The organism is Paenibacillus sp. E222, assembly GCF_013401555.1.
Classification (GTDB): domain Bacteria; phylum Bacillota; class Bacilli; order Paenibacillales; family Paenibacillaceae; genus Paenibacillus.
This window is the reverse complement of record NZ_CP058552.1, coordinates 4,098,414-4,121,448: the sequence shown is the minus strand read 5'-3', so window position 1 is coordinate 4,121,448 and position 23,035 is coordinate 4,098,414. Positions and strand designations below refer to the sequence as shown.

20 protein-coding genes and 3 pseudogenes are annotated in these 23,035 nt (G+C 46.0%); 4 read left to right on the top strand and 19 right to left on the bottom strand.

The genetic code is table 11. The features are described from left to right. Window positions 1-160: 160 nt before the first annotated feature. On the bottom strand, window positions 161-1,240 hold the full coding sequence (xerS, locus tag HW560_RS18635) for a tyrosine recombinase XerS (RefSeq protein ID WP_090900035.1): 1,080 nt from the start codon (window positions 1,238-1,240) through the stop codon (window positions 161-163). A 239-nt stretch (window positions 1,241-1,479) separates the two neighbouring features. On the opposite strand from xerS, the pseudogene HW560_RS34250 reads away from it, so the two are divergent. The 3 genes and pseudogenes from HW560_RS34250 to HW560_RS18625 all read left to right on the top strand — a co-directional run bounded on the left by HW560_RS34250 (window position 1,480) and on the right by HW560_RS18625 (window position 3,618). Continuing rightward, window positions 1,480-2,172 (top strand): annotated as a pseudogene (locus HW560_RS34250) (DUF2306 domain-containing protein). Window positions 2,173-2,229: 57 nt separating this feature from the next. After that, a pseudogene (locus tag HW560_RS34245) lies at window positions 2,230-2,322 on the top strand (sugar ABC transporter permease); the annotation flags it as partial. Between the two features lie 105 nt (window positions 2,323-2,427). After that, window positions 2,428-3,618, top strand: a complete 1,191-nt coding sequence (locus HW560_RS18625) for an MFS transporter (protein ID WP_256222134.1) — start codon at window positions 2,428-2,430, stop codon at window positions 3,616-3,618. 161 nt (window positions 3,619-3,779) lie between these two features. Here the strand turns inward: HW560_RS18625 and HW560_RS18620 are convergent. The 9 genes and pseudogenes from HW560_RS18620 to HW560_RS18580 all read right to left on the bottom strand — a co-directional run. Beyond that, window positions 3,780-4,221: pseudogene (locus tag HW560_RS18620) on the bottom strand (nitrilase-related carbon-nitrogen hydrolase); the annotation flags it as partial. After that, complete coding sequence (locus HW560_RS18615) at window positions 4,161-4,403, bottom strand: uroporphyrinogen-III synthase (protein WP_090900038.1); 243 nt, start codon at window positions 4,401-4,403, stop codon at window positions 4,161-4,163. The gene HW560_RS18615 and the pseudogene HW560_RS18620, both read right to left, overlap by 61 nt. After that, window positions 4,396-4,722, bottom strand: a complete 327-nt coding sequence (locus HW560_RS18610) for a hypothetical protein (protein WP_256222135.1) — start codon at window positions 4,720-4,722, stop codon at window positions 4,396-4,398. The genes HW560_RS18615 and HW560_RS18610 overlap by 8 nt, the downstream gene beginning before the upstream one ends. 373 nt (window positions 4,723-5,095) lie before the next feature. Next, window positions 5,096-5,248 carry a hypothetical protein gene (locus tag HW560_RS18605; RefSeq protein WP_177185745.1) on the bottom strand — a complete coding sequence of 51 codons (153 nt, stop codon included), beginning with the start codon at window positions 5,246-5,248 and terminating at the stop codon, window positions 5,096-5,098. Window positions 5,249-5,465: 217 nt separating this feature from the next. Further along, on the bottom strand, window positions 5,466-7,385 hold the full coding sequence (locus HW560_RS18600; protein WP_090900044.1) for a family 43 glycosylhydrolase: 1,920 nt from the start codon (window positions 7,383-7,385) through the stop codon (window positions 5,466-5,468). Window positions 7,386-8,001: 616 nt separating this feature from the next. Beyond that, window positions 8,002-8,223, bottom strand: coding sequence for an AbrB/MazE/SpoVT family DNA-binding domain-containing protein (locus tag HW560_RS18595; RefSeq protein ID WP_090900048.1), 222 nt, complete (start codon window positions 8,221-8,223; stop codon window positions 8,002-8,004). 238 nt (window positions 8,224-8,461) lie between these two features. After that, window positions 8,462-8,839 carry a VOC family protein gene (locus HW560_RS18590; protein ID WP_090900050.1) on the bottom strand — a complete coding sequence of 126 codons (378 nt, stop codon included), beginning with the start codon at window positions 8,837-8,839 and terminating at the stop codon, window positions 8,462-8,464. An 85-nt stretch (window positions 8,840-8,924) separates the two neighbouring features. After that, on the bottom strand, window positions 8,925-9,842 hold the full coding sequence (locus HW560_RS18585) for a helix-turn-helix domain-containing protein (protein WP_090900053.1): 918 nt from the start codon (window positions 9,840-9,842) through the stop codon (window positions 8,925-8,927). Then, window positions 9,824-10,756 (bottom strand): helix-turn-helix domain-containing protein, encoded by a 933-nt coding sequence (locus HW560_RS18580; protein ID WP_090900056.1) that lies wholly within the window; start codon window positions 10,754-10,756, stop codon window positions 9,824-9,826. Before HW560_RS18580 ends, HW560_RS18585 begins: the two co-directional genes overlap by 19 nt. 146 nt (window positions 10,757-10,902) lie before the next feature. Between HW560_RS18580 and HW560_RS18575 the strand changes: the two genes are divergently transcribed. Then, window positions 10,903-13,608 (top strand): MGH1-like glycoside hydrolase domain-containing protein, encoded by a 2,706-nt coding sequence (locus tag HW560_RS18575; RefSeq protein ID WP_090900059.1) that lies wholly within the window; start codon window positions 10,903-10,905, stop codon window positions 13,606-13,608. A 45-nt stretch (window positions 13,609-13,653) separates the two neighbouring features. Here the strand turns inward: HW560_RS18575 and HW560_RS18570 are convergent, their stop codons facing one another. The 9 genes from HW560_RS18570 to HW560_RS33910 form a co-directional block, all read right to left on the bottom strand. Then, on the bottom strand, window positions 13,654-15,459 hold the full coding sequence (locus HW560_RS18570; protein WP_090900061.1) for a cache domain-containing sensor histidine kinase: 1,806 nt from the start codon (window positions 15,457-15,459) through the stop codon (window positions 13,654-13,656). A gap of 21 nt (window positions 15,460-15,480) precedes the next feature. After that, complete coding sequence (locus HW560_RS18565) at window positions 15,481-16,926, bottom strand: response regulator transcription factor (RefSeq protein WP_090900064.1); 1,446 nt, start codon at window positions 16,924-16,926, stop codon at window positions 15,481-15,483. A 121-nt stretch (window positions 16,927-17,047) separates the two neighbouring features. After that, on the bottom strand, window positions 17,048-18,652 hold the full coding sequence (locus HW560_RS18560) for an extracellular solute-binding protein (protein ID WP_090900067.1): 1,605 nt from the start codon (window positions 18,650-18,652) through the stop codon (window positions 17,048-17,050). Between the two features lie 109 nt (window positions 18,653-18,761). After that, entirely contained in the window at window positions 18,762-19,658 is an 897-nt protein-coding gene (locus tag HW560_RS18555) for a carbohydrate ABC transporter permease (protein ID WP_090900070.1), read from the bottom strand. Next, on the bottom strand, window positions 19,652-20,596 hold the full coding sequence (locus tag HW560_RS18550; RefSeq protein ID WP_090900072.1) for an ABC transporter permease: 945 nt from the start codon (window positions 20,594-20,596) through the stop codon (window positions 19,652-19,654). The genes HW560_RS18555 and HW560_RS18550 overlap by 7 nt, the downstream gene beginning before the upstream one ends. A 187-nt stretch (window positions 20,597-20,783) precedes the next feature. Next, a complete protein-coding gene (locus tag HW560_RS33925; protein ID WP_256222136.1) occupies window positions 20,784-20,921 on the bottom strand; it encodes an S-layer homology domain-containing protein in 138 nt (45 codons plus the stop codon). A gap of 30 nt (window positions 20,922-20,951) precedes the next feature. Further along, a complete protein-coding gene (locus tag HW560_RS33920; RefSeq protein ID WP_256222138.1) occupies window positions 20,952-21,299 on the bottom strand; it encodes an S-layer homology domain-containing protein in 348 nt (115 codons plus the stop codon). A 500-nt stretch (window positions 21,300-21,799) separates the two neighbouring features. Continuing rightward, window positions 21,800-22,081: a hypothetical protein gene (locus tag HW560_RS33915; RefSeq protein ID WP_257031365.1), complete on the bottom strand. Its 282-nt coding sequence runs from the start codon at window positions 22,079-22,081 to the stop codon at window positions 21,800-21,802. 19 nt (window positions 22,082-22,100) lie between these two features. Continuing rightward, window positions 22,101-22,709 (bottom strand): hypothetical protein, encoded by a 609-nt coding sequence (locus tag HW560_RS33910; protein ID WP_257031364.1) that lies wholly within the window; start codon window positions 22,707-22,709, stop codon window positions 22,101-22,103. Window positions 22,710-23,035 lie beyond the last annotated feature (326 nt).

The following is a 23,035-nucleotide window of genomic DNA, read 5'->3' as shown; positions in this document are numbered from 1 at the left end:
TTCATAACAAAAGATTTAGGAGATGTGAATGCGATTTACTTGATGACTAGCGTAATACGCCGGTCTCGGAAGATGGGTTCGGCGTATTGTGTTTTGTGCATGGTCTTGTAAAATCTCCTTTCCATAAGTGATTTTTTGTTTGAGGTCCCGAACCAAGTTATCACCTGTTTAAGCTATCTGCTCTATTTACAGATTCACGGCGTTCTTCTTCTCCAACGTGTGTGTAAATCATAGTTGTGTTTAAATCGGAATGGCCAAGTTGATCCTTTAACGAGGCAAGATCTTTGTTTTCCTTATGATACTTGGTTGCAAATGTATGTCTTAACTTGTGAATTGTCAGTGCCGGCTTTCCAAAAGAACTCACATAGCGATCGAGCATTTTTTGTGAAGCCCTAACAGTTAATCGGCTTACTTTCCCGTGAGGTCCAGTAGGAAGTGAAAGAAAGATTGCTTCTTGTTTGTCATCTACACCATAATTGGTTTGACGAAAGGCCAAATATGACTTTAAATCATCCAATGCAATATTACTTACAGGTACTGAATCTTTCTTATTACCTTTTCTGTTAACCAAGACCTTGCCTTTAAGCCAGTCTATATCAGGAAGGTCAAGGGACAGAGCTTCAGACACTCGTAGACCTGAACCAAGAATAAGACTTACGAATGCTAAATCACGGTCTTTGTTCTTCAAGTGGGAATTCAGAATTCGTTTATTGTCTTTGCATACGATCTGAAATCCTTCAGCAATGAATTCTCTGAACTCAAAAATCTCTTCATCACGGAGGATTTTATCCTTAATTCGATCTGCTTTTGCCATTACAGTAATCTTTTCTTTTTCCGTCTCAATTTTGACCATTACATTGCGCTTTATGTATGGGTATCCATTTTCATCCTCGGAAAGTACAGATAGGTACTGAAACAATGACTTTAGAGAGGCGATCTTTCTGGCTATAGTATCCAATGAGTTTTCATGTTTTATTGAAAGAAAGTCTTTGTACCGTTCAACATCGTCTACGCGTAAAGACTCCAGTGTAGAAAGAGGACAATCGAGTCTAGTTCCATTATAGAATCCCTCTGAACTCAACCAATCCAAAAAAGAGATGTAATCTGAACAATAACCTAATAGAGTATTAGGTGACCTTTTACGAAGGTTACGAATGATATATTCCTTAGCATACCAAGGTAATTGATCCATTTTAATTTCTGTTTTTTCATAAAGACGTTTCCGTTCATCATTGTGCATAAGTTACCTCCAAATATGACATATTTGTTAAAAACGTATATTCATAGTATACCAAACATTTGTTCCTGTGTATAGATTACGCCTAACAAGAGTTATGCGTAATTAAGTTGATAGTTAGTTTTATAAAAGAAAGACGAGTCATCTTTTCCGGTTATCTTGGTGACTCATAACGACCATCAGACTGGAGAGTTTTCAAGGTGGCGCTGATGACTCTAAATAACATGTAATGGAGTTGCGCCATGACGATTAGTCGCAGTCTCTTGTTCTCGCTTAATTGCTGTTTTTTCATTTCACTGTTCACATTCGCCGGTTTCCATTTTGCCCGGTTGCGCAGTCAACGTGATTCTCGCCGATTGATAGGTAACGCGCCCAGGCTGATGAACACTAAAAGTGCTTTCCGCCTCCTGATTATCGTTGCTGCAGCCTTCGTCTTCTGGACGCTCTTGAATCGTTTCGCCCTGGATCCGGATGCGTCGGTTTTTTTGAGCCACAAGACCAAGCTCATCCGTCCGATGAATTTACCTGTCTGGCTAACTATGCTGAACGTTCACGTCATCTTCGCCTGCATCGCAATCGCTGCGGGAGTCATAAACTTTGCTAGTGCCAAGCTCCGTAAGTACCGGAAGATGCATCGTATTCTCGGCTACGTCTATGTCGTCGCCGTACTGGCCGTATGCATCACATCAGGCTATATGGCTCCTTTTGCGACCGGAGGCAAGATCGTGAGTGTAGCCTTCAATTTGCTTAATATCATTTAGATATTTATAACAGTGAACGCATACTTGCATATTCGACAAGGACGGGTTGAAAACCACCGCCGCTGGATGATCCGCAGCTACGCGTTCTGCTTTACAAATCAGATAATACATACGCTTATGCTTCTCTTCATCAACGCGCTGGGAATGAGCTACGAGGTACGGCGAGTGTTATAGGAACGATCGTACTTCTTTTCTTGGCGGCGGAATGGACCATTCGGAGACGCAAGGCTGGCGAGCAGGCTTCGTAAAATATGGCATATTACTTTGCCTGGGATTAAGCCTACCATTGTTATTTTGCTAATTTTACAAATCGGGAAGATGCTCTGATGAATCTTTGAGTATAGATTGATTCCTAATAGAAAAATACCAGTATATCTTTTTTCATTTTCACAGTAGTTATACAAAATAATATAAATAGGAGTGAATATTGTGTCTGTTACCAAATCAAAAGCATTTTTTATTTTCATCCTAGCTTTAGGGATTTTTGGAATCATTAATACAGAGATGGGCATTATCGGGATATTGCCACTCATTGCTGAAAACTTTGGAGTTAGCGTTTCAACTGCAGGCCTGCTTGTTAGCCTATTCGCACTCGCAGTTGCAATTTCAGGTCCTATCTTGCCATTGTTATTCTCAGGATTTAACCGTAAAGGTGTTATGCTTCTTGCTATCGGGCTATTTGTGGTTAGTAACGTTGTTTCTATGTTTGCCCCCAATTTTACAATAGCCTTAATAGCAAGAATTGTTCCTGCATTCCTACATCCGGTTTACGTGTCTGTTGCCTTTACTGCAGCTGCTTCCTCAGTTAGTCCAGAAATGGCTCCAAAAGCAATCGGTCGTGTATTCATGGGTCTCACCGCGGGTATGATTATTGGAATTCCAATTGCCTCTTTCATTGCGGACTATGCGAATCTTGAGATAGCGATGTTATTCTTTGCTGTTGTAAATGCTTTAACATTCTTGGCCATTCTTCTCTTTGTCCCTTCCCTTCCCGTGAAACAAAAACAGTCTTATGGTTCACAGGTTCGTATTTTGAAGAAAGGTGTTGTTTGGGCAGCCATCTTTGGTGCAATCTTTATCCTTTCTGGTATGTATGCAACATTCAGCTTCTTTGCAGAGTACCTTGGGCGTGTAACGGAAATGTCTTCAAATACGATTAGCTTAATGCTTATTCTATTTGGTTTAACAGGGATGATAGGTAATTTACTCGCAGGTAAATTACTTACAAATAATGCGTTAAAGACTGCCTTTGTCTATCCACTCGTGTTTGTTGGTAGTTATTTGGTACTATTCTTGCTCGGATCGTTTACTGTTCCCATGATACTTCTTATTGCTTTCTGGGGCGTATTGTTTACTTTTGGCCTTAATATCTCCCAGTACATGATCACTTCATCCGCGCCCGAAGCACCAGACTTCTCTAACGGTCTGTTCGTAGCGTTTTCAAATCTTGGAGTTACCATTGGTACAATGGTTAGTGGTGCATTTATCAATGGCATGGGTATTCAAAGCGTCATGTGGGTAGGAATTGTCTTCTTGTTACTTGGGTTCTTATCTATCCTATTATTTATACCTCTTACCCGTAAGTCCAATATAAAAGATGCATCCAAGTTAGCAGCTTAATATCTCTCCAACAAAAAAGGTCCTGAGTCGTTTGGTATTCCAACCTAACGATTCAGGACCTTTTCTATTTATCAATCAAGGTTTTTAAAAGCAGGTGCTCCTAATTGTGGAGTTGAAGTGTTTTTTGTTATAGTTCTGTGCTTTTCCAATCTACAATTTGAAATCAAGCCACCTATTCTGCCGAACGGGGTATCGATGACATTTAACGTACTGCCATCCCCTTGCCCCCACAGGATACGTTCGGAGCCGGTAGGAACCAGCTTACGGTGCTTGCCCAGTAAAGTCCCGTCCGGCCTGATATAAAACATTATACAAAGTGCCCGTACTGAACTCCTGATCCCTCTCTACCACGCCGATAATCAAATAAACTCCCAATTCTTTTGCCAATTGGCCCAACATTTCAGTTTCGGATCCCGGAACGTCAATCGAACTTTCCCAGTAGCGCTGCCAATCTTTTCTCCCTTCCACTGTACGGCTGCCAACACGCATACCGAAGCTGAGACCCCGCGGATACCCGGGCAGGAATATCTCGGGGAACACGATCAGTTGCGCGCCTTGTCCGGCAGAGCTCCAAGTCCCGTCCCTGTTGTGAAGATGGTCCAATCCGTGCCGCTTTCGAGCAGACGAAATAAGTCCCGTTCCAATTCCCGCTCTTGCAGCACAAGCAAACCCTGCTGCGGACGAACGATCACCTCACCGCCCTGCCGCTCAATAATCTCACCGAGCTCCTGTATTTTGCGTGAGCCGGTGATGGCGACCTTTCGCCCTGACAATCCTTTAGGCAAAATGTTCACCTACTCCTGCTTTCTTGAGCGTCGTTTTCAAATCACCCTTGAGAATTCCGTGAAGCTGCAAGGTTTGGCGGGTGGTGATGAGCATATTTTTGTAATCTGTATACTCATCCGCCAGCTTGTTAAAGACGAGATATTGATCCGAAGTTAGCACATCGCCCGGAATGCGGGCGCGGATCATCATGCTGTAATGCCGCTCCTTCCCCTCTATCTTAAGCTGTGCCCGTAAATCCCGATCATCCTGCTGATAGACGCCATGAAACTTGAGCACTTGAATATTATCCTCGGAAAAATACGGTTCTTCGTCCTGCAACGCTTCCTTTATTGTGCCCCTAGATGACGGCCCTACCGCTTGATGATCTCGACCTTGGATATCTTTTCGTCATTTGATGTTTTCATAAACCGAACTCACTCCCTTATTTAATTCTGATTTGATCAAAATGATAAACGAAAAAACGCTAAAAATAACCATCCAATATCGGTATATTTGTACCCACCCATTCTGGTTGGAGTTACCCTTTGCCCGTTATACAACAAATAGCCTCCGTTTCCACGGTACCCGTGGAAACGGAGGCTTATTTCGTTTGTGTGTGTAGTTCTAGTCTGACACTTCAATTCTAGCTCAATGCATTAAAAAGACAAAATATTTCATCATAATTGCAACAACCGCTTTAAGATCTTTACGGTCAGCTCCATTGATTGCTTGATTTTTCGCAGACATTTTCACAAATTCCGTATTTAACCTCAGGTACACCAGCAATCAGGATAAACTCCTTCTTCTTGTTAATGCTGCTACCAACATTAATTACACCATCTCGGTAAAGAATAAATGCTTTCATCGTCAGTATGCCTCCTCTGCCGGCCGAGACTCCCTGCAACTGGCTCACGGCTACGCGCGGCCAGCTTTTGGCCGGCAGCTGCCTCACGTAATTGTTGATCTGCTATCGGTATGCGTCCTGGTGCAGATCGATTTGATTAGTTTACTTTTCAGTGGCCTCGCTATAGGCATAGGTGTTTTGCTTAACTTCTAATTACATATACCTTTGCATTTTTGCTTCAGTTTGGTATTAGTTTAATGTAATCAATTAACAGATCGTAGTCTGAACTTGAGCCATTTTTACCTGCAACGTTAAACTTAAAAGATTTATCGCCTGCCGAGCTGAAGGTGATAGTAGCAACATTCAGTTCTACATAGTTAAATGCAGAGGAATATAAATCCTGAATCAGACCATGACTGACATCGTTTACAGACAATTGAAACTGCCCTCTGTTCGCTCCCTTTTTCACGCCGACCCTTACACTATAGCTTCGCGCTTCGGGCACATTCACCGTGTATGTCACAAAGTCGTTGACTGCATTGGCGTCTAGTGCAGTTCCAAATCCACCGCTCAAATTTAGGTCTCGACCGGTTCCATTCCCAAACATGGTGTGTTTGTCGCCAGAGGTTGCGCTTACAAATAAATTTTCTGTTTCATATCGGCTGCTTTGAACTGAAATATTATCAAATTTGGCAGCTGAATCATACGTTCTAAGACCAACACTGCCCCCAATATAGGTCGCATCCGTTACATTAATCTTAGGTATCGTCATATCATCAACATAGACCTTTATGGAAGCATCTTGTGCGACGATTTTAACATGATACTTTGTATTAGCCGTTAAGCTCATAGAAGCAGTGGAAAGCGATGTCCAATTGTTGTTAGCCTTTCCGATCAAAACCTTCTGATTGGGAACATCGAGTCCAGCATAGTAGCCTTGGTAAGCATCCGCACCCGTTCCAGGATTGGATACTCTAAATACCAGACCCGCATTGCCGGTTGACCCCGGTGTCACATCAGCTTCATAAATTACATCTGAGAAATTGGTATCCAAAAGTGCCTTGGCACCCGGATTTGATGCTACATTATACTGGCCGCCAGATACGGTCCATGCACCGCCATATTTGGTCCATCCCGTATCAGTACTGTCATCAAAGGTATCTTCTTCTGACATTTCGACTGGTTTTATCGTATTATCAGCATTAAACTCAAATTTATCAAATGCCAGTACGCGTTGTGAACTGCTCAGATAACGCTTATGGTAAAAAATGTACCAATCATTTGTTGTAGGTGATTGAACAATACCGTTATGACCAGGTCCATCTGCTGTTGTCGTATCGGTATGTAACATAATACCTTGCGGTACAAATGGTCCTGTTACAGAGCTGGACGTTGCATACATGACCTTATAAGATGAATCTGCCCAAACGCCTGCAGCATAAGTCAAATAGTATATCCCGTTTCTCTTGAACACTTTAGGCGCCTCAAAATAATCATTATCGCCCGTTTTAGTGGGCGTAACTTTCTTATAGACGGTTCCGTCAGACCATGTTCCCAAAGACTTCATGTCCGCGTTAAGTTTTACAACATTACACTCGCCCCAACTGCCATAATACATGTACGCTTGACCGTCATCATCTATAAATACATCTTGATCCATTGGGCCTGCACCATTTCGTACAACGTTGATAAGGGGGGCGCCAATCGCATCGGTATATGGACCTTGTGGATTATCAGCGACCGCAACGCCTATTCCGCCTAATTGTCCATCGCCATTGATTGCGTTAGCAGCAAAATAGATGTAGTATTTCCCATCGCGATAAGCCCCGCTCGGCGCCCACAAGGAGTGTTGCAACCATGATATATTGGCCGAGCTTATGACATTCGAGTATTTGGTCCAATTGACCATGTCTGTTGAAGAGAAGATGTCCACCGATTTTGCGCCAGTGTCGGATTCACCAACTTGAGTCGAACGAGTCGGATACACCCAATATGTGCCATTATATATCTGTACGTCAGGATCTGCATAATAGCCATCCACAAATTGTGGACCAGCGTGAATTGGAGCAGCATTTGCTAGTCCCGGTAAAGATACAATCAAGCAAAATACAATCGAAAAGCAAAACAATACATAATTAGATTTTTTAGTTTTTTTCATAATACAACCTCCTTCTGTAGTTGACTTGACAGTTTACTCCCCTCGTTACAAGATAGCGCTTACAAATTAATGGAATTTGAATGGTTCATTACTGAATCACCTATTGAATCAATCGTTACATATTGACCTCCTCCTAGAAGCTGTCTTCGCCACTGCTGCCTAGCTGATATGGATGCGTAGTCTTGTCCTGTAATCCCGATTATGAATTGACACGCATTGTTCCTTGAAATCTTTCTCTACGGCCATGTGGTCTCCGCACAGCACAAATGTGATTCGACAGGAGTCTCTGTCGGTAATCTTAAACAGAGATCTCATGTAAAGTATTATACGCTCATGAATTTTGATTAAAATGTAATTCTATAAATGATTTTTGCAAAAAAATAAAGATTTGAAGAGATGATAAAAATGCACTCCTGCTGTCCAAAAAAAAAATCAGCGTTACCGTTTTAATTCGGTAACGCTGATTTTTTTTATATTTTTAATCGAGCTACAACTGGTCTACATATTTTTTGAATTGTTTGTTTTCGCTAGTTGGATTTGAATACTTTGGATTCCCCGCCGGTAATGGGTTATTTAACTAAAGTTGCATTAGCTCAACAGCCGCTTCTGATAGGTACTATTTTTCTGCAGATAAACAATTATGGCAAACAATTTTGCCTTTGAAATAGGATACGTTTTCTGCATTGCCGCAGAAGATACAAGCAGGCTCGTATTTCTTAAGCATAATACGCTCGCCGTCTACATAGATCTCCAGAGCATCATTCTCGCCAATACCAAGGGTACGGCGCAATTCGATTGGAATAACAACACGACCCAATTCGTCGACTTTACGTACAATATCATATCAGTTCAGCGACGACGGTAGGAGTCTAATGTAGTGTAGTACTTTGAAAAATGCAAATGAGCCCATCACCGTAATTTGGAAGCTTTTATTTTCCAATTTTACATGGCAATGGGCTATTTATGTTCAATGTAAAGCAGTGTAAATAGAGTGAGAAACAGATGGATCGAAAGGTTGGCCAATCCATAAGTGCTTCCCATTTGCTAGTTGTTTAATGGCGCATTCCTTCTCTTCGCTAAGCGACGAGACTGATTAAATTGTTATCGGGGTCCTTAATGATCGCATATCGCTCTCCCCACGGTGTATCTCGCGGCTCGAGGAATCCGTTATACCCAAGCATCGTCAACTGACGGTACACGTCGTCCAGCGCTTCGTTGCTGGAGAACTGAAAAGCGAGCTCGGTCCGGTAGCCGACAGGATCTTCCCAGCCTTCAAAAACACTCTTTACCGATTCCAGCATATCGAATGCAAACACAATTCCTTCTTGCTCCACGTCTACGTGATGCGCTTCGTCTGCGCCGTCCGGAATAACCAGCCCCAGCACGCTATAAAAATCCAACGACCTCTTCATCTCTTCTACGTAAATCGCGACTCGTTTCAACTTTACCGTCATGCTTTGCAGCTCCCCTCTCCTTGTTTGATTTTCAATCCCATTATAGTAATTGTCCCTCATTGCAAAATAGTAAAAACGGACTTCCTCACTCCTGCTTGGTCAGCCGTTTAAGTGGAAGTCCGTAATATCGTTTAAAAACGCCAGCGAAGTGTGACTGATCGTAGTACCCGTGTTGAAGGGCCAAATCCGTCAAGCTGAAATAGTCTCCGCTGTTCAATTCCTCAAGAACGCTTTGAAAGCGGACGATTCCGAGCATCTCCTTCGGGCTTAGGCCAAGCTCCAGTTCAAAAGCCCTTCGCAGATGCCTCTCGCTGAAATTCACTTTATCCGCCAAATCCGTTACGGAAAGATTACCTTTGACCTCGTATATATACTGCATGCTCTGGTAGACCAAAGTGGGAGCAGGCGCCTCGGTCGCAGCCAGTATTTGGCCCAATTGCTGCTCGACGACCTCGATCCTGTCTGGTAACGATTGGGCAGTCAGCAGCTTTTCGACCCAATCCAGAGCCTCTTGTCCCCAGAGATCCTCCAAAAACACACGATTTGCCGCTAATGTCGATATTGGAGACTTCAGGATCGTGCGGGCCGACTCCGAATAAAGCCGGATGCCCCATACCGAGCGTGCTATTGTAAAGTTCATAACTTCGACTTGTGTCGTTAGCCCTACGACATAAGCGGCCTGCCTGCTTGATGAAGCGAGCAGGTCCACTGTAATATCGACACAGCCATCGGGGATGACTCGATGCCCCGGATTTCCCGGTACCGGCAGGAAATCCACCGTCCAGTAGGCAGCTACATGCGACGCCAGGCGACGGCTCGGCGCAAACTCCCGGAAGTTGTGAGAAGCTTGACAACAATCAGCCGATCCATCATTTGCTTGTTCATTTATGTATTTATCGTGGGTCCAAAAATAGCTATACGAGTCCAGCGTTATTCCATAAGGAATAAGGGCTGATTTTTTTTGTTTTCTGCGGTAAAAACGCATCAGTCTCCGCTTTCCCATTGCATGAGCGAATATTCCCCTATCGATCCGTTATCCCGTCCATGACGGCATATAAACTGCTTCGGGGAGCAACCAAAATGTCTTCTAAACAACTGATAAAATTGAGCCGGGCTTGCAAATCCCACTCTGCCGCTGATTTCGGTTACCGACCAAGACTCCGTGAGTAGAAGCTGCGCGGCCCGCTTCATCCTCCGCATTTGCACATAAGACGTAAACGTCATTCCCATTCCTCTCTTAAACAGCTTGGAAAAATAACTGCCGTTGTAATTCAACTCTTTGCCGATATCGGCGATCAGGCAGGATGTCTCGAGCTGCTGCTCAATCAGCGCTAACGCAGGCCGCAGTTTTTCCGCCAGATGCGGGTCCATCGGCGCAATAACCTTCCTGTCATCGATTTGAATCAGCGTATACAAAAGCATTTTGAAGCTGGCATTAACGGCGAGCTCGTATCCTCTTTTCTTGGCCGTAATATCCTGAAGCATTCTATTGAGCAACTCCAAGGCTTGTCCCTTTGAGCCGGACTTGCTTAACGGCTCGTACAGCGTCGTCAGATTGGCGGATTTGCCCGTAAAAGCCGCATAATACGTCAGCAGGGACGGGTCCATAAAAGCGGTCATATCAACGTGGCACACGATGTAAATCAGTTCGGAAGTTCCGTATTTATAGGATCGATGAAGCTCATTTGAGCCTAACAGCATCACGTCGCCGCCTTGCAGCGGATAATGATGATTCGTTGTTTCAATGGCCATCGTGCCCTTCAGAACAGCAATCCACTCCACTTCCTCATGATAGTGCCATGGTCCGTATTCCTCGGAGGTTAAACTTTGGTGGTTAATCTTCCATATTTTCATGCGAAAATATGGATCGGCGTAATCGACCTGTTCCCTGTCATAAGCACTGAAACTCACCGTCATTTTCCTGCCTCCACATTGGCTATAGTGCCTTTATCGTATCATGAATGTCCGTTTTCAAGACAAAGGAATCGGCTATCAAGAGGCTTTTTCGGGCACCTTGCCTTTACAATAAAGAGAAAATGCCATAGCCGAAGGAGCCGTCCGACATGAATGACTATCAGCGTCTTTCCAATAATCATGACTTGAACCTGCCTTCCTGGGGACCTTATGCCAAGCAATATATAGGTATCTCCCACATTAACGATCCGTCGAAAGGCGTTCGATTTGATTTAAGCTTAATGCCCGGATTCTATCGGCGAAAAATAGACATTCCTAATGTCTTATGGGAATCCGGCTATCATCCCTGGGAGGCTTCGCCGGATTTCAGCCATTTCTCCCATCGTCATGAACTCGAATGGAAGGACCGCGTCTACGCGGATATATCGTTCAGCCGGATTGATGAGCAGAGTCGGCTTATCCGCCTTAACTTCGCCAATCAAACGGAGTATCCGCAAAATCTGGTGTTGCACGCGATGGCTTCGCTCCAGCCTCCCCGGCTGCCGGGACACGGCGAAGTCCAAATCTTCGCGGAAGCACGGCTTCCTGATGGAGCAAAATGGGTAAATGCGCTGGATTACAAGGAATTGATCTTTGCCAAGCCACGGCCTGCAAACGGTCTTGTCTACGCCGGATTGGCGCGCGGGGAAATTCGCGGACAGCATTTTACGGGCGGATCGGCTGTTGGCGGTTCATTCGGAACGGATCCCGGAGATCTGCTCCGATATGAGATAAACCTCGAGACCTCCCTGAAGGACGCCGTGTTCCTGCTGCGCGGTCAAGCCATTCGAGGAGCGGAGCTCGAGCTTCGGCTCGGGGAGCAGAAGTACCGGCTTCATCTGGAACCATCCGGCAGCTTAACGTTGTCAGAACTGCATATCGGGAACTTGCCTGCAGGAAAAGTTGCCGTTAGTCTTCGCACGCGGAGTGCTAACCCGCTTGTTCTTGACGGCTTTACGCTTGTCGAGCAGCAGACTTCCGAAGAGGTTGCGTTCGTGTATCTCCCTTGGGGCTTGGAACCGAAACTACTGGAAGGTCCCGTTCCCGGCAGTCTTATTCTTCATTATCCGGATAACCCCTGCTATTACGGCTTGTTGTGGAATTATCCCGATGCGGAGATCAGACAGTTCAGAACGGACGAGCTTGATCATTTCGCCCGTCACACGGTGCACAATCATGTGAATGCTATTTTGCAAGGCAACGGAAAAGGAAATTATACGAATGTGTTTATGCGTCCTATTCCCCTAAACCCGGCTTCATCCCTTGTTCTTCACGGATTGGTGTGCGGCGGGACTTTGGAAGAAGTACATGCCCGTCTGGCATGCTTTGCATTGGATGCCAGCAGCTGCGAGTCTATCTATCTAGCGGAACGCAAAAAGCTGGAGTCTCCTCCCGCTTATCCTTCGGGCGACCGATATTCCTTCAGCCAGCAGCTCATGCGGGCGACCTTGCTGACTAATACGGTTTTCCCGGTCTACACCAAGCGACAATTTATTCGTCACAACACGCCGGGGAGATGGTGGGATTCCCTGTATACATGGGATTCCGGGTTTATCGGACTTGGCTTCGCCGATCTCGATGACAGCCGGGCGATTGATTGCTTAAATGCTTATATGACGGAGCCGGGAGATCCTGAAGCAGCCTTTATTCATCACGGCAGCCCGGTTCCCGTGCAGCATTATTTGTTCCACGAGTTATGGAACCGCAAGCAGTCTCCAGAGTTCCTTAACTATTTCTACCCGAGATTACGGCAATACTACTTATTCCTTGCAGGCAAATTGAATGGTTCAACAACGGACGTATTTCAAACCGGTCTGCTTCAAACCTGGGATTATTTCTATAACTCCGGGGGATGGGATGACTACCCTCCTCAAAAATACGTGCATGAGCAAAAATTAGAAAATAAAGCAGCTCCCGTCATTACGACGAGTCAGCTCATACGAATCGCCAAAATCCTTAGGATGGCGGCGGCATCTTCTGATGATTGGGATATAGACATCCAGGAATACGAGAAGGATATCCGTAGATGGAGCAATGCCCTTGACGCTTATGCCTGGGATGAGGAGACCGGCTATTACGGCTATGTGCTGCATAACGAAAAAGGAGAATACGAAGGTCTTCTGCATCACGGCTCCGGAGCGAATTACAATAGGGGGATGGATGGTTTATACCCACTCCTGGCAGGGATCTGCAGCAAAGACCGTGCCCGGCGTCTGATTGAAGCCTTGTTTGACGAACAACGTTTCTGGACGCCAATCGGCTTATCCACCGTTGATCAAAGCGCCCCGTATTATCGGGCAGACGGTTATTGGAACGGTGCGGTCTGGATGCCTCATCAGTGGTTTTTCTGGAAAACGATGTTCGATTACGGTTATCCGGACCTCGCTTACCGTATTGCAAACACGGCGCTGGAATTATGGAAACGCGAGAACGAAGCCACTTACAATTGTTACGAGCATTTTATCGTGCAGTCGGGACGCGGCGCAGGCTGGCATCACTTCGGAGGGTTATCGGCGCCTGTCATCAATTGGTTTGCGTCCTATTATCAGTTGGGTAAGGTTACGACAGGCTTTAACGTCTGGATGCTGCAGCAACGCATTAAGGATGACTTTACGGAATATGAGGCAGAGTTTCATTACGCCGGACAATCCGATCAGCCCTTTCATATACGGGTCAATCTGGCCGAAGGATTCGAATACGAGGCTAACTGCACAGGATGCGAAGTCGTATGCACAAGCCACCCTGACGGAGGAGTGGATCTCATGATAACCAACTGCCTGTCGCAAGCGTCGATCCGGATTCAGCCCGCTGAATAAAGGTAAAGGCCTGAATACGCCATTCAGGCCTTTACTAGTTGCCTGCTATTCCAATGACGGAATCTTAACGACTACAGTTGTTCCATAGCCAATCCGGCTTTCTATGGTGATCCCATAGCGCTCTCCGAAAAGGAGCCGAAGCCTGTTATGGATATTGGTTAATCCGATGCTTTGCGACGGTTGGCCGTCTTGCGCGCGTTCCGGATAATCCGTGTCCAGCTTAGCCTGGAGAGCGGCCAGTTCCTCCGGTTCCATTCCTTTTCCGGTATCCCTGATACAGAAGCACACATCCCCCTGCTCATCCATGCTCCCGGTAACCTCTAGCCGCCCCCCTTGGTCCATCCGCTCGAGCCCGTGATAGACGGAATTCTCGACAATAGGCTGGAGAATCATCTTGGGAGTTCTCAACTCAAGCAGCCGCTCTTCCACATCCACGTTCATAGAGAATTTATTATCATACCGAATAGAGATAATCTTTATATAGGCCTGAATACAGTCCACTTCTTCCTTGATCTGCACAAGCTCATCTTGCTTGATGCTGTACCGGAAAATTTTGGACATGCTTGACGTCATTTGCGCGATTTCCCTGCTTCCGTATTCCAATCCGATGCTGCTGATGCAATTCAGCGTATTATACAGGAAATGCGGGTTGATCTGGCTCTGCAGGGCAGAAAACTCCGCTTGCTTCTGGCTGAGCTCGGATTTGTACAATCTGGCTTGGGTATTAAACATATCCCTTGTCATTTCCTCCATCTCATCCATCATCCGATTGATATCGCGAGCCAGCGAGCCTACTTCATTGGTAGAGCGGACTTTAATTCGGAAGCCCCTGTCCCTTCTCCCTACCCTCTTCATATCCATAACAAGCCCCATCACCGGATTCATCAGGCTATTCATGAAGAAAATGCCCATCATAATCAGAATGAGAATAATCCCGATCCCCACGATAATGCTGACCTTCCTCATAGGGTTCATGTCCGCAGTTAGTTCATGAACCGGAATCAAACTAACAATTCGCCACCCATCCGCCTGCTCCAAACCTTTGACCTGAACGAGAATACGTTCCCCGTCGATGGTTGTGTTCACGCCGTTAAGCAGGTTGTCCTTATTCATAGACAGTACATCCTTGAACAACATGCCTCGTGTCTTGGCATTCGTGGACGCAATAACCTCATCCTGGCTGTCCAGAATGTACAAAGTGGAGTGCGGCGTCAATTCCGTATTTTCCACAAGCCCCTGAAGCTTGTCCATATTAACCATTACGGTGAAGTAACCCGTTATTTGCGAGAAATAGATGCCACCAATAGATTCCAAAATCGGCGCGATATAAAAAAACTGTTCCGATCCCGTGCTATCGTCTTTTAAAGTAGTGGTGAACTGCCCCTTTTCCCGAAGCGAAGGGTCCTTCTTATACGTCCGGATAAAGCTTTCGTAACGTTTTAGAAAGAAAATATCGCCGCCCGAGGAATCCAGACTGTAAAGCTGCTTCCCCCGAACGTCATCAATGACAATTCCGCTCACATACGAATTAAAGGATCTCATATAATCCATGAGATCCAGTGCATAATTACCGCTATCAAACGCCCTTTTGTAATCATCATCCACTACGGTATATTCCTGAATCAGTTTGCTGTTGACCGCAATGCCGGTGCTGACCCGGATATCATTAAACACGGTATCAATCTTGCTTCGCGTTTGCTCTATCATTTGGTTTCCAAAATTGGCGGCCCTATTCTGGGTTAGATGAGAGAAGCTATTGAAGAAATACAACACCATGACTGTAAATATAACGATAGCGAAATAAAAGATAAGCCATATCTGATGTTTCAATTTCAGTCTACTGGTCTTCATGGCCTGCCGCTCCGTTCATCGTTAACTGCTTTTTCTGAATTTAGAAGGCGTTATTCCGCAATGTTTCTTGAAAACCTTATTGAAATAGTAGTATTCCACATACCCAGTCTGAATGGCGATCTCCTCGATCGACAGGTCCGTTTTCCTCAACAACTCGCGGGCTTTCTTAATCCTGAGCTCCGACACGTATTTGGAGAAGGTTTTGCCCAAATTTTTCTTGAATAATTGACAGCAATACACCTGATTAATATAGAACTGGGCGGACAAATCTTTCAAATACAATTTCTGTTCATAGTGACCGTCGATATAGGCTACCATTCGGTTAAAGCAAGATACAATGTCCCCTTCCTGCAACGGTCGGTTGTTCCCTTGCGTAATGGAAGCGAGGACGTCATGCAAAAAGCTGCACAAAGATTCGAAGTGTTCGAATCGTTCTTTAATCTCGGAATAATTGAGGAATTCCATTTCCATATCCTTCAATTCTTCGGCGTAGGCGTTTATAAGGATCCCGACTGCCTGGTTCCATAAGTAGACAACCTCGCTCATGCCGAGCTGCTGTTCTTTGAAGTATGCCTGCAGCCCGTTTAAGTACGCATCCATGTCGCCAGGCTGGTCCTCCCGAACGATCCGATTAATCTCTTCGATACATGGTTTCACCAAATGAACCTTCGGTTCGTAATGAACGACCCTTCCAATTTCGTTCAAAAAAACCTGTGAGGCAGACAGATCCGCCTCTTTAATCAGCTTGCTCATATGCGTTAGCTGACTGGAAATGCTGCTGACGCCCACCGTATTCATGCCAGTATTGTTCGCGACTAATTCATCCCAAAGTTCTTCCAAACAAGCTTTATGTTCCGTTATCAGAACAATCAGCCTTTTACTCGTTCCGGATTCAACGACCACAGCCGTAACAGGCTTTTCTTCCAAAGAGAGCAGCTTTCCGAAATCCTTGTTGCCGCCTGCGAAATCGATAGAAAGCACTTGGTAGTAACATACCTCCCCGCTACCCGGAAGAGGCAAATAACGTTTGATCTCCTCCTCATTGGGCGAGGTCAGCGCATCCAGAAGGAGCTGATTGCGTGCCGCGCTTCTTTTGGAGAAATGCATGGCAAGCTCCTCAATAAATGAATCTGCCATATCTACATCCAAAGGCTTCAGGAAATAATTAAGCGCGCCGAAGCGCAGCGCTTCCTGGGCATATTTAAATTCCGCGTATCCGCTAACGACGACAAACTCAGTGTCCAGATTATGCGATTTGGCTCTCTTCATGAGATCAAGTCCGGAAAGGTCCGGCATGCGTATATCCGTAAATACCAAGTCAGGTTTCTCTGCTAGAATAGCATCCCACGCTTTGTAAGCGCTTGTAAATTGGCCTATAATTTCAAAACCGTAATTATCCCAGTCAAAGGCGTTGCGAATTCCTTTAATCGCCCACGACTCATCATCAATAATCATGACCTTGTACATGGGTATCCTCCTGAACTTGTGGATTTCTTCGAAATGATAGCAAAGCTTCCCGGTAATAGCAATCTAAAATAGGATAAACCACGGTCATTAGCAAACGATGGGTTTATCCGTATCTTATGAATTACTTGCTGCTCTCTTTAATTTCTCTGTAATGCTTCACGTTCTCTTCTTGAACCGCTTTACCGCCAGCGTCCATATATTCTTTCACCAGCTTGTCATACAAGGCGTCGAATTCGGCCGGCTTGACAACAATCAGCCGATCCGTCATTTGCTTGTTCATATCACCCAGCGTTTTGCCGTATTTGATGCTGGCTTCGTTCGGGACACCATAGTAAAAGCCGGTATAGCCGTCTGTCGTGTTGATCTTATAGGAATCAACAGCCATTTTCTCATAGTCTTTATCTCCGGTCGCCAAGGCTGCCGCGTACGTTTTGACATTCTTTTCGGTGTCGCCCAGCTCCGCGCCGTTAACAACGAGCGTATAATCCAGATTGAGATTGCTCATCTGCATATTTTCGCCGGTTTGCGCAATCCCTTGCGGGATGCCGTCTACCATCGTGTGGTTGACGCCTTTTTCGCCGAACTGCAGGAAGAACAACACTTCCGGATCGGCCATCCAGTTCAGATACTTCATAGCCAGTTCCGCATGTTTGCTGCTTTTCGGAATAAAAGAGAAAAGTCCGTTTTCATTATACGTCTCTTTGATATATTTTCCTTCCGCGTTCTTGAAGGCATCGATCGGAACATAGTTCGCGTCCGGCGCATTTTGTTTCAGCGGCTCGCGAATTTTTTGCACCATCGGATAATCCCAGTTGGCCCCATAGAAGCCTACCTTGCCGTTCGTTACGTCGGCATCCGCCTGCTTAGCCGTTTTGTCCAAAGCAAAGTCGGGGCTGATCAGTTTTTCCGCGTACAGCTTATTCAGCCATTTATACGCATCCTTGTTGCCGGGCTTCAGCCAGTTGGTGGTGGTAACGAATTCTTCCTCCGACATAGGACTCCAGAAGGATGGAACCAGATTGCCAAAGGTGTAGTTCATGCCGGCAGCCGCAGTCGCCCACGGAATGACGCCATTTACATTGCCGGGGTTCTTGTCGCGGAAGGCAACGAGCGTATCGTACAATTCGTCCTTGTTCGTCGGAACGGGCAGTCCAAGCTTATCGAGCCAATCTTTGCGGATAAACAATCCGTTCCAGGCAAGCAAAGTCCGCTTCGCCGGGATGGAGACCTGTTTGCCATCGTATTTCCCGTAGTCAAGAACGGTATCGCCGAGATAAGCTTTCAATTGCTGGCCATCCTTCTCGAGCAATTCGTCCAGCGTATAAAGGCCATTGTTTTTGGCAAAACGGGTTACGGTCGTACCGTCGTAGGTGAAGGAAATATCTGGCGCTTCGTTGGCAGCCATGAGTACGTTCAGCTTGTCGACTTCCTGGGAACGAGGCACGGAAACAAATTTTACGACGGCGTTATTAGGCTTACCGAATTTTTCGTTGACGTATTTGGTCCACGTGTTGTTATTCAAGTCCGGCTGTCCTTGAATCCCTCTATCGAACACTTCTACAGTCAAGGTTTCAACGGGACCAGAAGATGATTCTGCTGCCGGGGATCCACCGTTTGATGCCGCCGGTTCATTATTGCCGTTATTCCCACCGCAGCCTGCCATAACACCGGCAAGCAGCGCTGTACTAAACAGAATGGCTGCTTTTTTCTTTATACCAGTATTCACTCAAAACCACCCTTTCAAATGATAGATATGAACTGATTCTTATCGCAAAGCCTCTTTACATCCACCAGCCCAGCCCGGCAATCACCCCTTTCCATCCGAATTTTCCTTATCAGCCCTTAATGGCTCCCGTCATTACGCCGTCTACGAAATACTTCTGCAGCTTGGGATAGATGAGCAGGATCGGTATGGTCGTAAACATAACGCTGGCCGCTTTCAATGACTCGGGCACAATGAAGGAGCCGGCGCTTCCTTCTCCGCCTTGCTGGCTGTCCAGCTGCTGATTGGCCGAAATGATCTGGTACAGCTTCATCTGCATCGGATACAGATTTTTATCCGTAATGTAGAACAGGGCATCCTGGAAACCGTTCCATCTGTCCACCGCATAAAAGAGGCTTAACGTGGCGATCGAGGGCAGCGACAGAGGAAGCACGATTTTCATGAGAATGCCCAGATCCGAACAGCCATCAATCGCAGCCGATTCTTCCAGACTTTCTGGAAGATTGGTGAAGAACGTCTTCAGGATGATTAGGTTAAACACGCTCATGGCGCCCGGCAACACCAAGCTCCACACCGTGTTCATCATCCCCAGGTTTTTAACCAGTATATAAGAAGGAATCAAACCACCGCTGAAATACATGGTGAAGACCAATGCCGACAAGATAAAGTTTCTTCCCATCAGCCGCTTTTTCGTCAGCGGATACGCTCCGCAAATGGTCAGGAACATACATACTACGGTGTAGAAAACCGTAAGCAGAATACTGTAACCAAGCGTATACAGCATCTCCCCGTCGCTTAAGATGGTTTTGTACGTTTCGAGGGTGAAGCCCACCGGCCACAGCCCTACCTTTTGAGAGATAATCGCTTCGTTGGAGCTTAAGGAAAGCGCAATCATATAGAGGAACGGAACGATACACGTGAAGGATAACGTCACGATAAATACGATAATGACGATATCCGCCACGCTCATTTTTTTCTTTTTGCCTAAACTGCTCGCCATGCTCACCATATCCCATCCTCACCCAATTTCTTCGCGATATAGTTAGCACCCATCAGCAGGATTAGGCCAACGACGGATTGGAACAATCCTACCGCAGTCGCTTGGGAGAAATCCCCCGAACTAATACCAACTCTGTATACGAATGTACTGATCACGTCGGAGTAATCGCTGACTAATGAATTGCCCATTACAAACGGTCGATCAAACCCTATGGAAACCATTCTGCCAATCTGGAGTATCAGCAAAATATTGATCGTTGACTTAATGCCGGGCAGCGTAATATGCCATACTTTGCGAAGTCTGCTGCATCCGTCAATATCGGAGGCCTCGTACAATTCCTTGTTGATTCCCGTCATTGCCGCCAGATAGATGATCGTTCCCCAGCCGATATGCTGCCATACGCCAACCGAGATATAAGTCATTAACCAAGGCACCTTCTGCGACAGAAACTCGATCTTCACAAGGCCCAGGTTCGCCAGGAACGTGTTGACCATGCCGCTGTTGGAGAACATCAGATAGACCATGCCGCCGATAATCACCCAGGATAAAAAGTGAGGCAGATATAATACGGTTTGCGTTATTTTCTTAAATTTCACCATTCTCACTTCATTGAGCAAAATCGCTAGAATAATCGGCGCTGGGAAGCCCGCGATCAAGTCATAAACATTCAGCAGCAGCGTATTCTTGAGCGCACGGTAGAAGCTGTCCTGCTGGAAAATGAACTCAAACACATCCAATCCAACCCACTCACTCCCCTGTATTCCCGCAAAAATATTGTAATCTTGAAAGGCCATAACAACGCCGTAGATCGGGGCATACTTGAAGATCAGGATATAGGCAAAGGGCAGCAGTAAAAGAGCGTATAACCATTTGTCTCTTTTGACGTTGTGAAGAAATTTATTTTTCTTCTTAATTGAAGCGTAGTCTTGTTCTAAAACCGCTTTCATTTCTTTCCCTCCTTCCGGCTGTATTAAGAGGAGCTCTCATATTTTCATTATAGCTACCGGGGAAATTATAAAAATGTACTCATTTAAATGAATTTTGTAATAACTTAAAATCGTGGTGATATAAGTAATCCGAAAGAAACCCGTAAAAAGCCTTGATTGCTCAAGGCTCTTTACGGGTGATGCCTAGCTAGCGCGAAGTTATAAAGCGGGCAAGTATGGCAGATACTTCAGCTCGAGTGACGCTGCTTGCAGGCGCCAGAAGGTTCCCCGGCTTGCCGTTCATGATCCCTTGCGCCACAGCCAGTTCATCGCTTCCTTTGCCCAAACGGAAACCTCGCCGCTGTCGGCATAGCTCTTACCGTTGCCGCTTGTTGCAGGTTGTCGGCGTACCGGGCAAAAGAGTGATCAATTGCTCCCTGGTAATGGCTGCATCCGGGGCGCTGCCGTCGCTAATCCCGGCCGTTACAGACCAGTTTTGCGCCTTGGTGTACCAATTCGCACCGCCTTCGGTCTCAACGTCGTCGAGGCGAGCCAACACAGTAAAGAACATGGCACGGCTCATGGATTCACCCGGAATAAATACGCCTTGCCCCGTTCCAAGGAACAGTTCTCGGCTGGCGGCAAAGGTTATCGCTTCGGCCGCCCAATAGCTGTCAGGCACATCCTTGAAGGTAATCTTGTTGTCGATCAATTTAACCGTCATATCGCCTTTGGCTATAAAGCTCACTCCATCTTTGGTTAGAACAGAGTCTCCAATGATTTTTCAGGAGCCGTCTTCCCTGACCGTAAGGCTACAGTCGAAGCAGAGGCATTTTTCGCGGGGATCGTAATCCGCGCATCTGCCACGCCTTCTGGTAGATGGACATTGGCGGTTACTTCCGCAAGGGAAGTCGTGATCGTTTCACTTTAACTCCATTAGGCCAAGTGGTGGTCTCGGTTACTGTACCGGTTGTCTTATTCGTAACGATGGTTGTCGTACTGCCGTCCTCGTTTTTGACTGTTGTAGACGTGTTGGTAGAGCTGCTAGATCCACCTCCGCCCAGAGGGGTTCGTCGGTTGATCATAACCTTTGATGGTTAACTCCACATGGGCACTGGCTTTATAGTCATCGATCTCACGGTAACGAATCCAATAAGTTCCCGGAGCCGGATTGTGCAGAGTATCCCCCTTTACAATGGACCACGTGCTCCCATTGTCCGAAGATCATTCCATAGAGGCGTTCACGCCCGTGATGGTTCCATCGTTAGCGCCTGCCGCTGTTTCATTACTTGACCCAAGTCCAACAGGAGTTGCCTTAGCTCCTCCGGTAACCATCACTTTGAAATCGTCAAAGTCGATGGACGCGTTGGCATAGCCGTCGATGCCAAACCGCTGGCCGGTCAGCTTGTTGCTGCCCGTATGGCGGAAAACGAAGTCAGTAGCGACCGGATCAGGATTATCGTTGATATAGACGGTATAAGTCTTGGCATCCCAGTTGGCTACCATTTTAATTTTGTACCACGTGTTAATGGTGTAGTTTTGGACGGTCTTCTTGGAAGCGCCATCCTGCACGATCAGCTTGCCCTTCAAACGCAGAGACCATAGAATAATTGCTAGTCCCGCTGTCGTTCCTCGTCATAGCGCCATTGGCGTACTGGAAGTTGGTGTTTAATCGTGCGCGATATTCGATAACAATGCGTTGATCTGCCCCAGCTGTCACCTCACCCAGATAAGGCAGGAACAGGTTGGCTTTGCCTGCGGTAGCGGTTGTGGTCAACCGAAGGAATTTATTTCCTTCCTCTTCCTGAACTGTTGCGGTAGCGCCATTGGTCAGGTCTTCGATGTTAAAGCCAAATGGGTATTTACCCGTCTCATCGCTGGAGAAATCCCGATAAGCGTTATAAAACACGCCATCTTGCGTACTATTGAGCGAAGCTAACAGAGCGGCTTCCAGCTCGGCAAGGGAACTCCGTTCTTCGTTGAATTGCTCTTCCGTCAAACTTGCGTCGGTAGATAATTCCTCCGCATGGTCGAGTTTAGCGAGAAGGGCATCGTACGCAGATCGGCTATAGCTTCCCAACCCTTCGCCTAGCGGATACGAGAAGTTGTCTATTCGGCTGCGAGCTTGCTTCACGATCTCATCAAGACCCTAGGCCAGATGTTGTAATTGATACGGATACTGACCGTATTTATGCGCCAAGACATTGAACTAACGGGAAACGTTAGCTCAATAAAACAAAAATCATCCTACAAAAAATATCTGCAAATTTACTTATGTCTGTACAACGGGTTTTGCCTTTTTTATATTTCCTTTTTAATTCCGAAATTGAACATGTCTTGCCGATGATAAGTACATTTTCAAAATAACCATCAATTTCAACTATCAAGTTCATCACCGCCGGTCGCTATCCAGCCGGTAAGCTCAAAGGTATTGATACATAAGATTATTAACGGCATCTC

Excerpts from the sequence above, each read along its gene's own strand:
- xerS (WP_090900035.1), bottom strand. The coding sequence starts at position 1,240 with ATGCACAATGATGAACGGAAACGTCTTTATGAAAAAACAGAAATTAAA.
- HW560_RS18605 (WP_177185745.1), bottom strand. The coding sequence starts at position 5,248 with ATGAAAGCATTTATTCTTTACCGAGATGGTGTAATTAATGTTGGTAGC.
- HW560_RS18600 (WP_090900044.1), bottom strand. The coding sequence starts at position 7,385 with ATGAAAAAAACTAAAAAATCTAATTATGTATTGTTTTGCTTTTCGATT.
- HW560_RS18590 (WP_090900050.1), bottom strand. The coding sequence starts at position 8,839 with ATGACGGTAAAGTTGAAACGAGTCGCGATTTACGTAGAAGAGATGAAG.
- HW560_RS18585 (WP_090900053.1), bottom strand. The coding sequence starts at position 9,842 with ATGGGAAAGCGGAGACTGATGCGTTTTTACCGCAGAAAACAAAAAAAA.
- HW560_RS18580 (WP_090900056.1), bottom strand. The coding sequence starts at position 10,756 with ATGACGGTGAGTTTCAGTGCTTATGACAGGGAACAGGTCGATTACGCC.
- HW560_RS18575 (WP_090900059.1), top strand. The coding sequence starts at position 10,903 with ATGAATGACTATCAGCGTCTTTCCAATAATCATGACTTGAACCTGCCT.
- HW560_RS18570 (WP_090900061.1), bottom strand. The coding sequence starts at position 15,459 with ATGAAGACCAGTAGACTGAAATTGAAACATCAGATATGGCTTATCTTT.
- HW560_RS18565 (WP_090900064.1), bottom strand. The coding sequence starts at position 16,926 with ATGTACAAGGTCATGATTATTGATGATGAGTCGTGGGCGATTAAAGGA.
- HW560_RS18555 (WP_090900070.1), bottom strand. The coding sequence starts at position 19,658 with ATGGTGAGCATGGCGAGCAGTTTAGGCAAAAAGAAAAAAATGAGCGTG.
- HW560_RS18550 (WP_090900072.1), bottom strand. The coding sequence starts at position 20,596 with ATGAAAGCGGTTTTAGAACAAGACTACGCTTCAATTAAGAAGAAAAAT.
- HW560_RS33920 (WP_256222138.1), bottom strand. The coding sequence starts at position 21,299 with ATGACGGTTAAATTGATCGACAACAAGATTACCTTCAAGGATGTGCCT.
- HW560_RS33915 (WP_257031365.1), bottom strand. The coding sequence starts at position 22,081 with ATGGTAGCCAACTGGGATGCCAAGACTTATACCGTCTATATCAACGAT.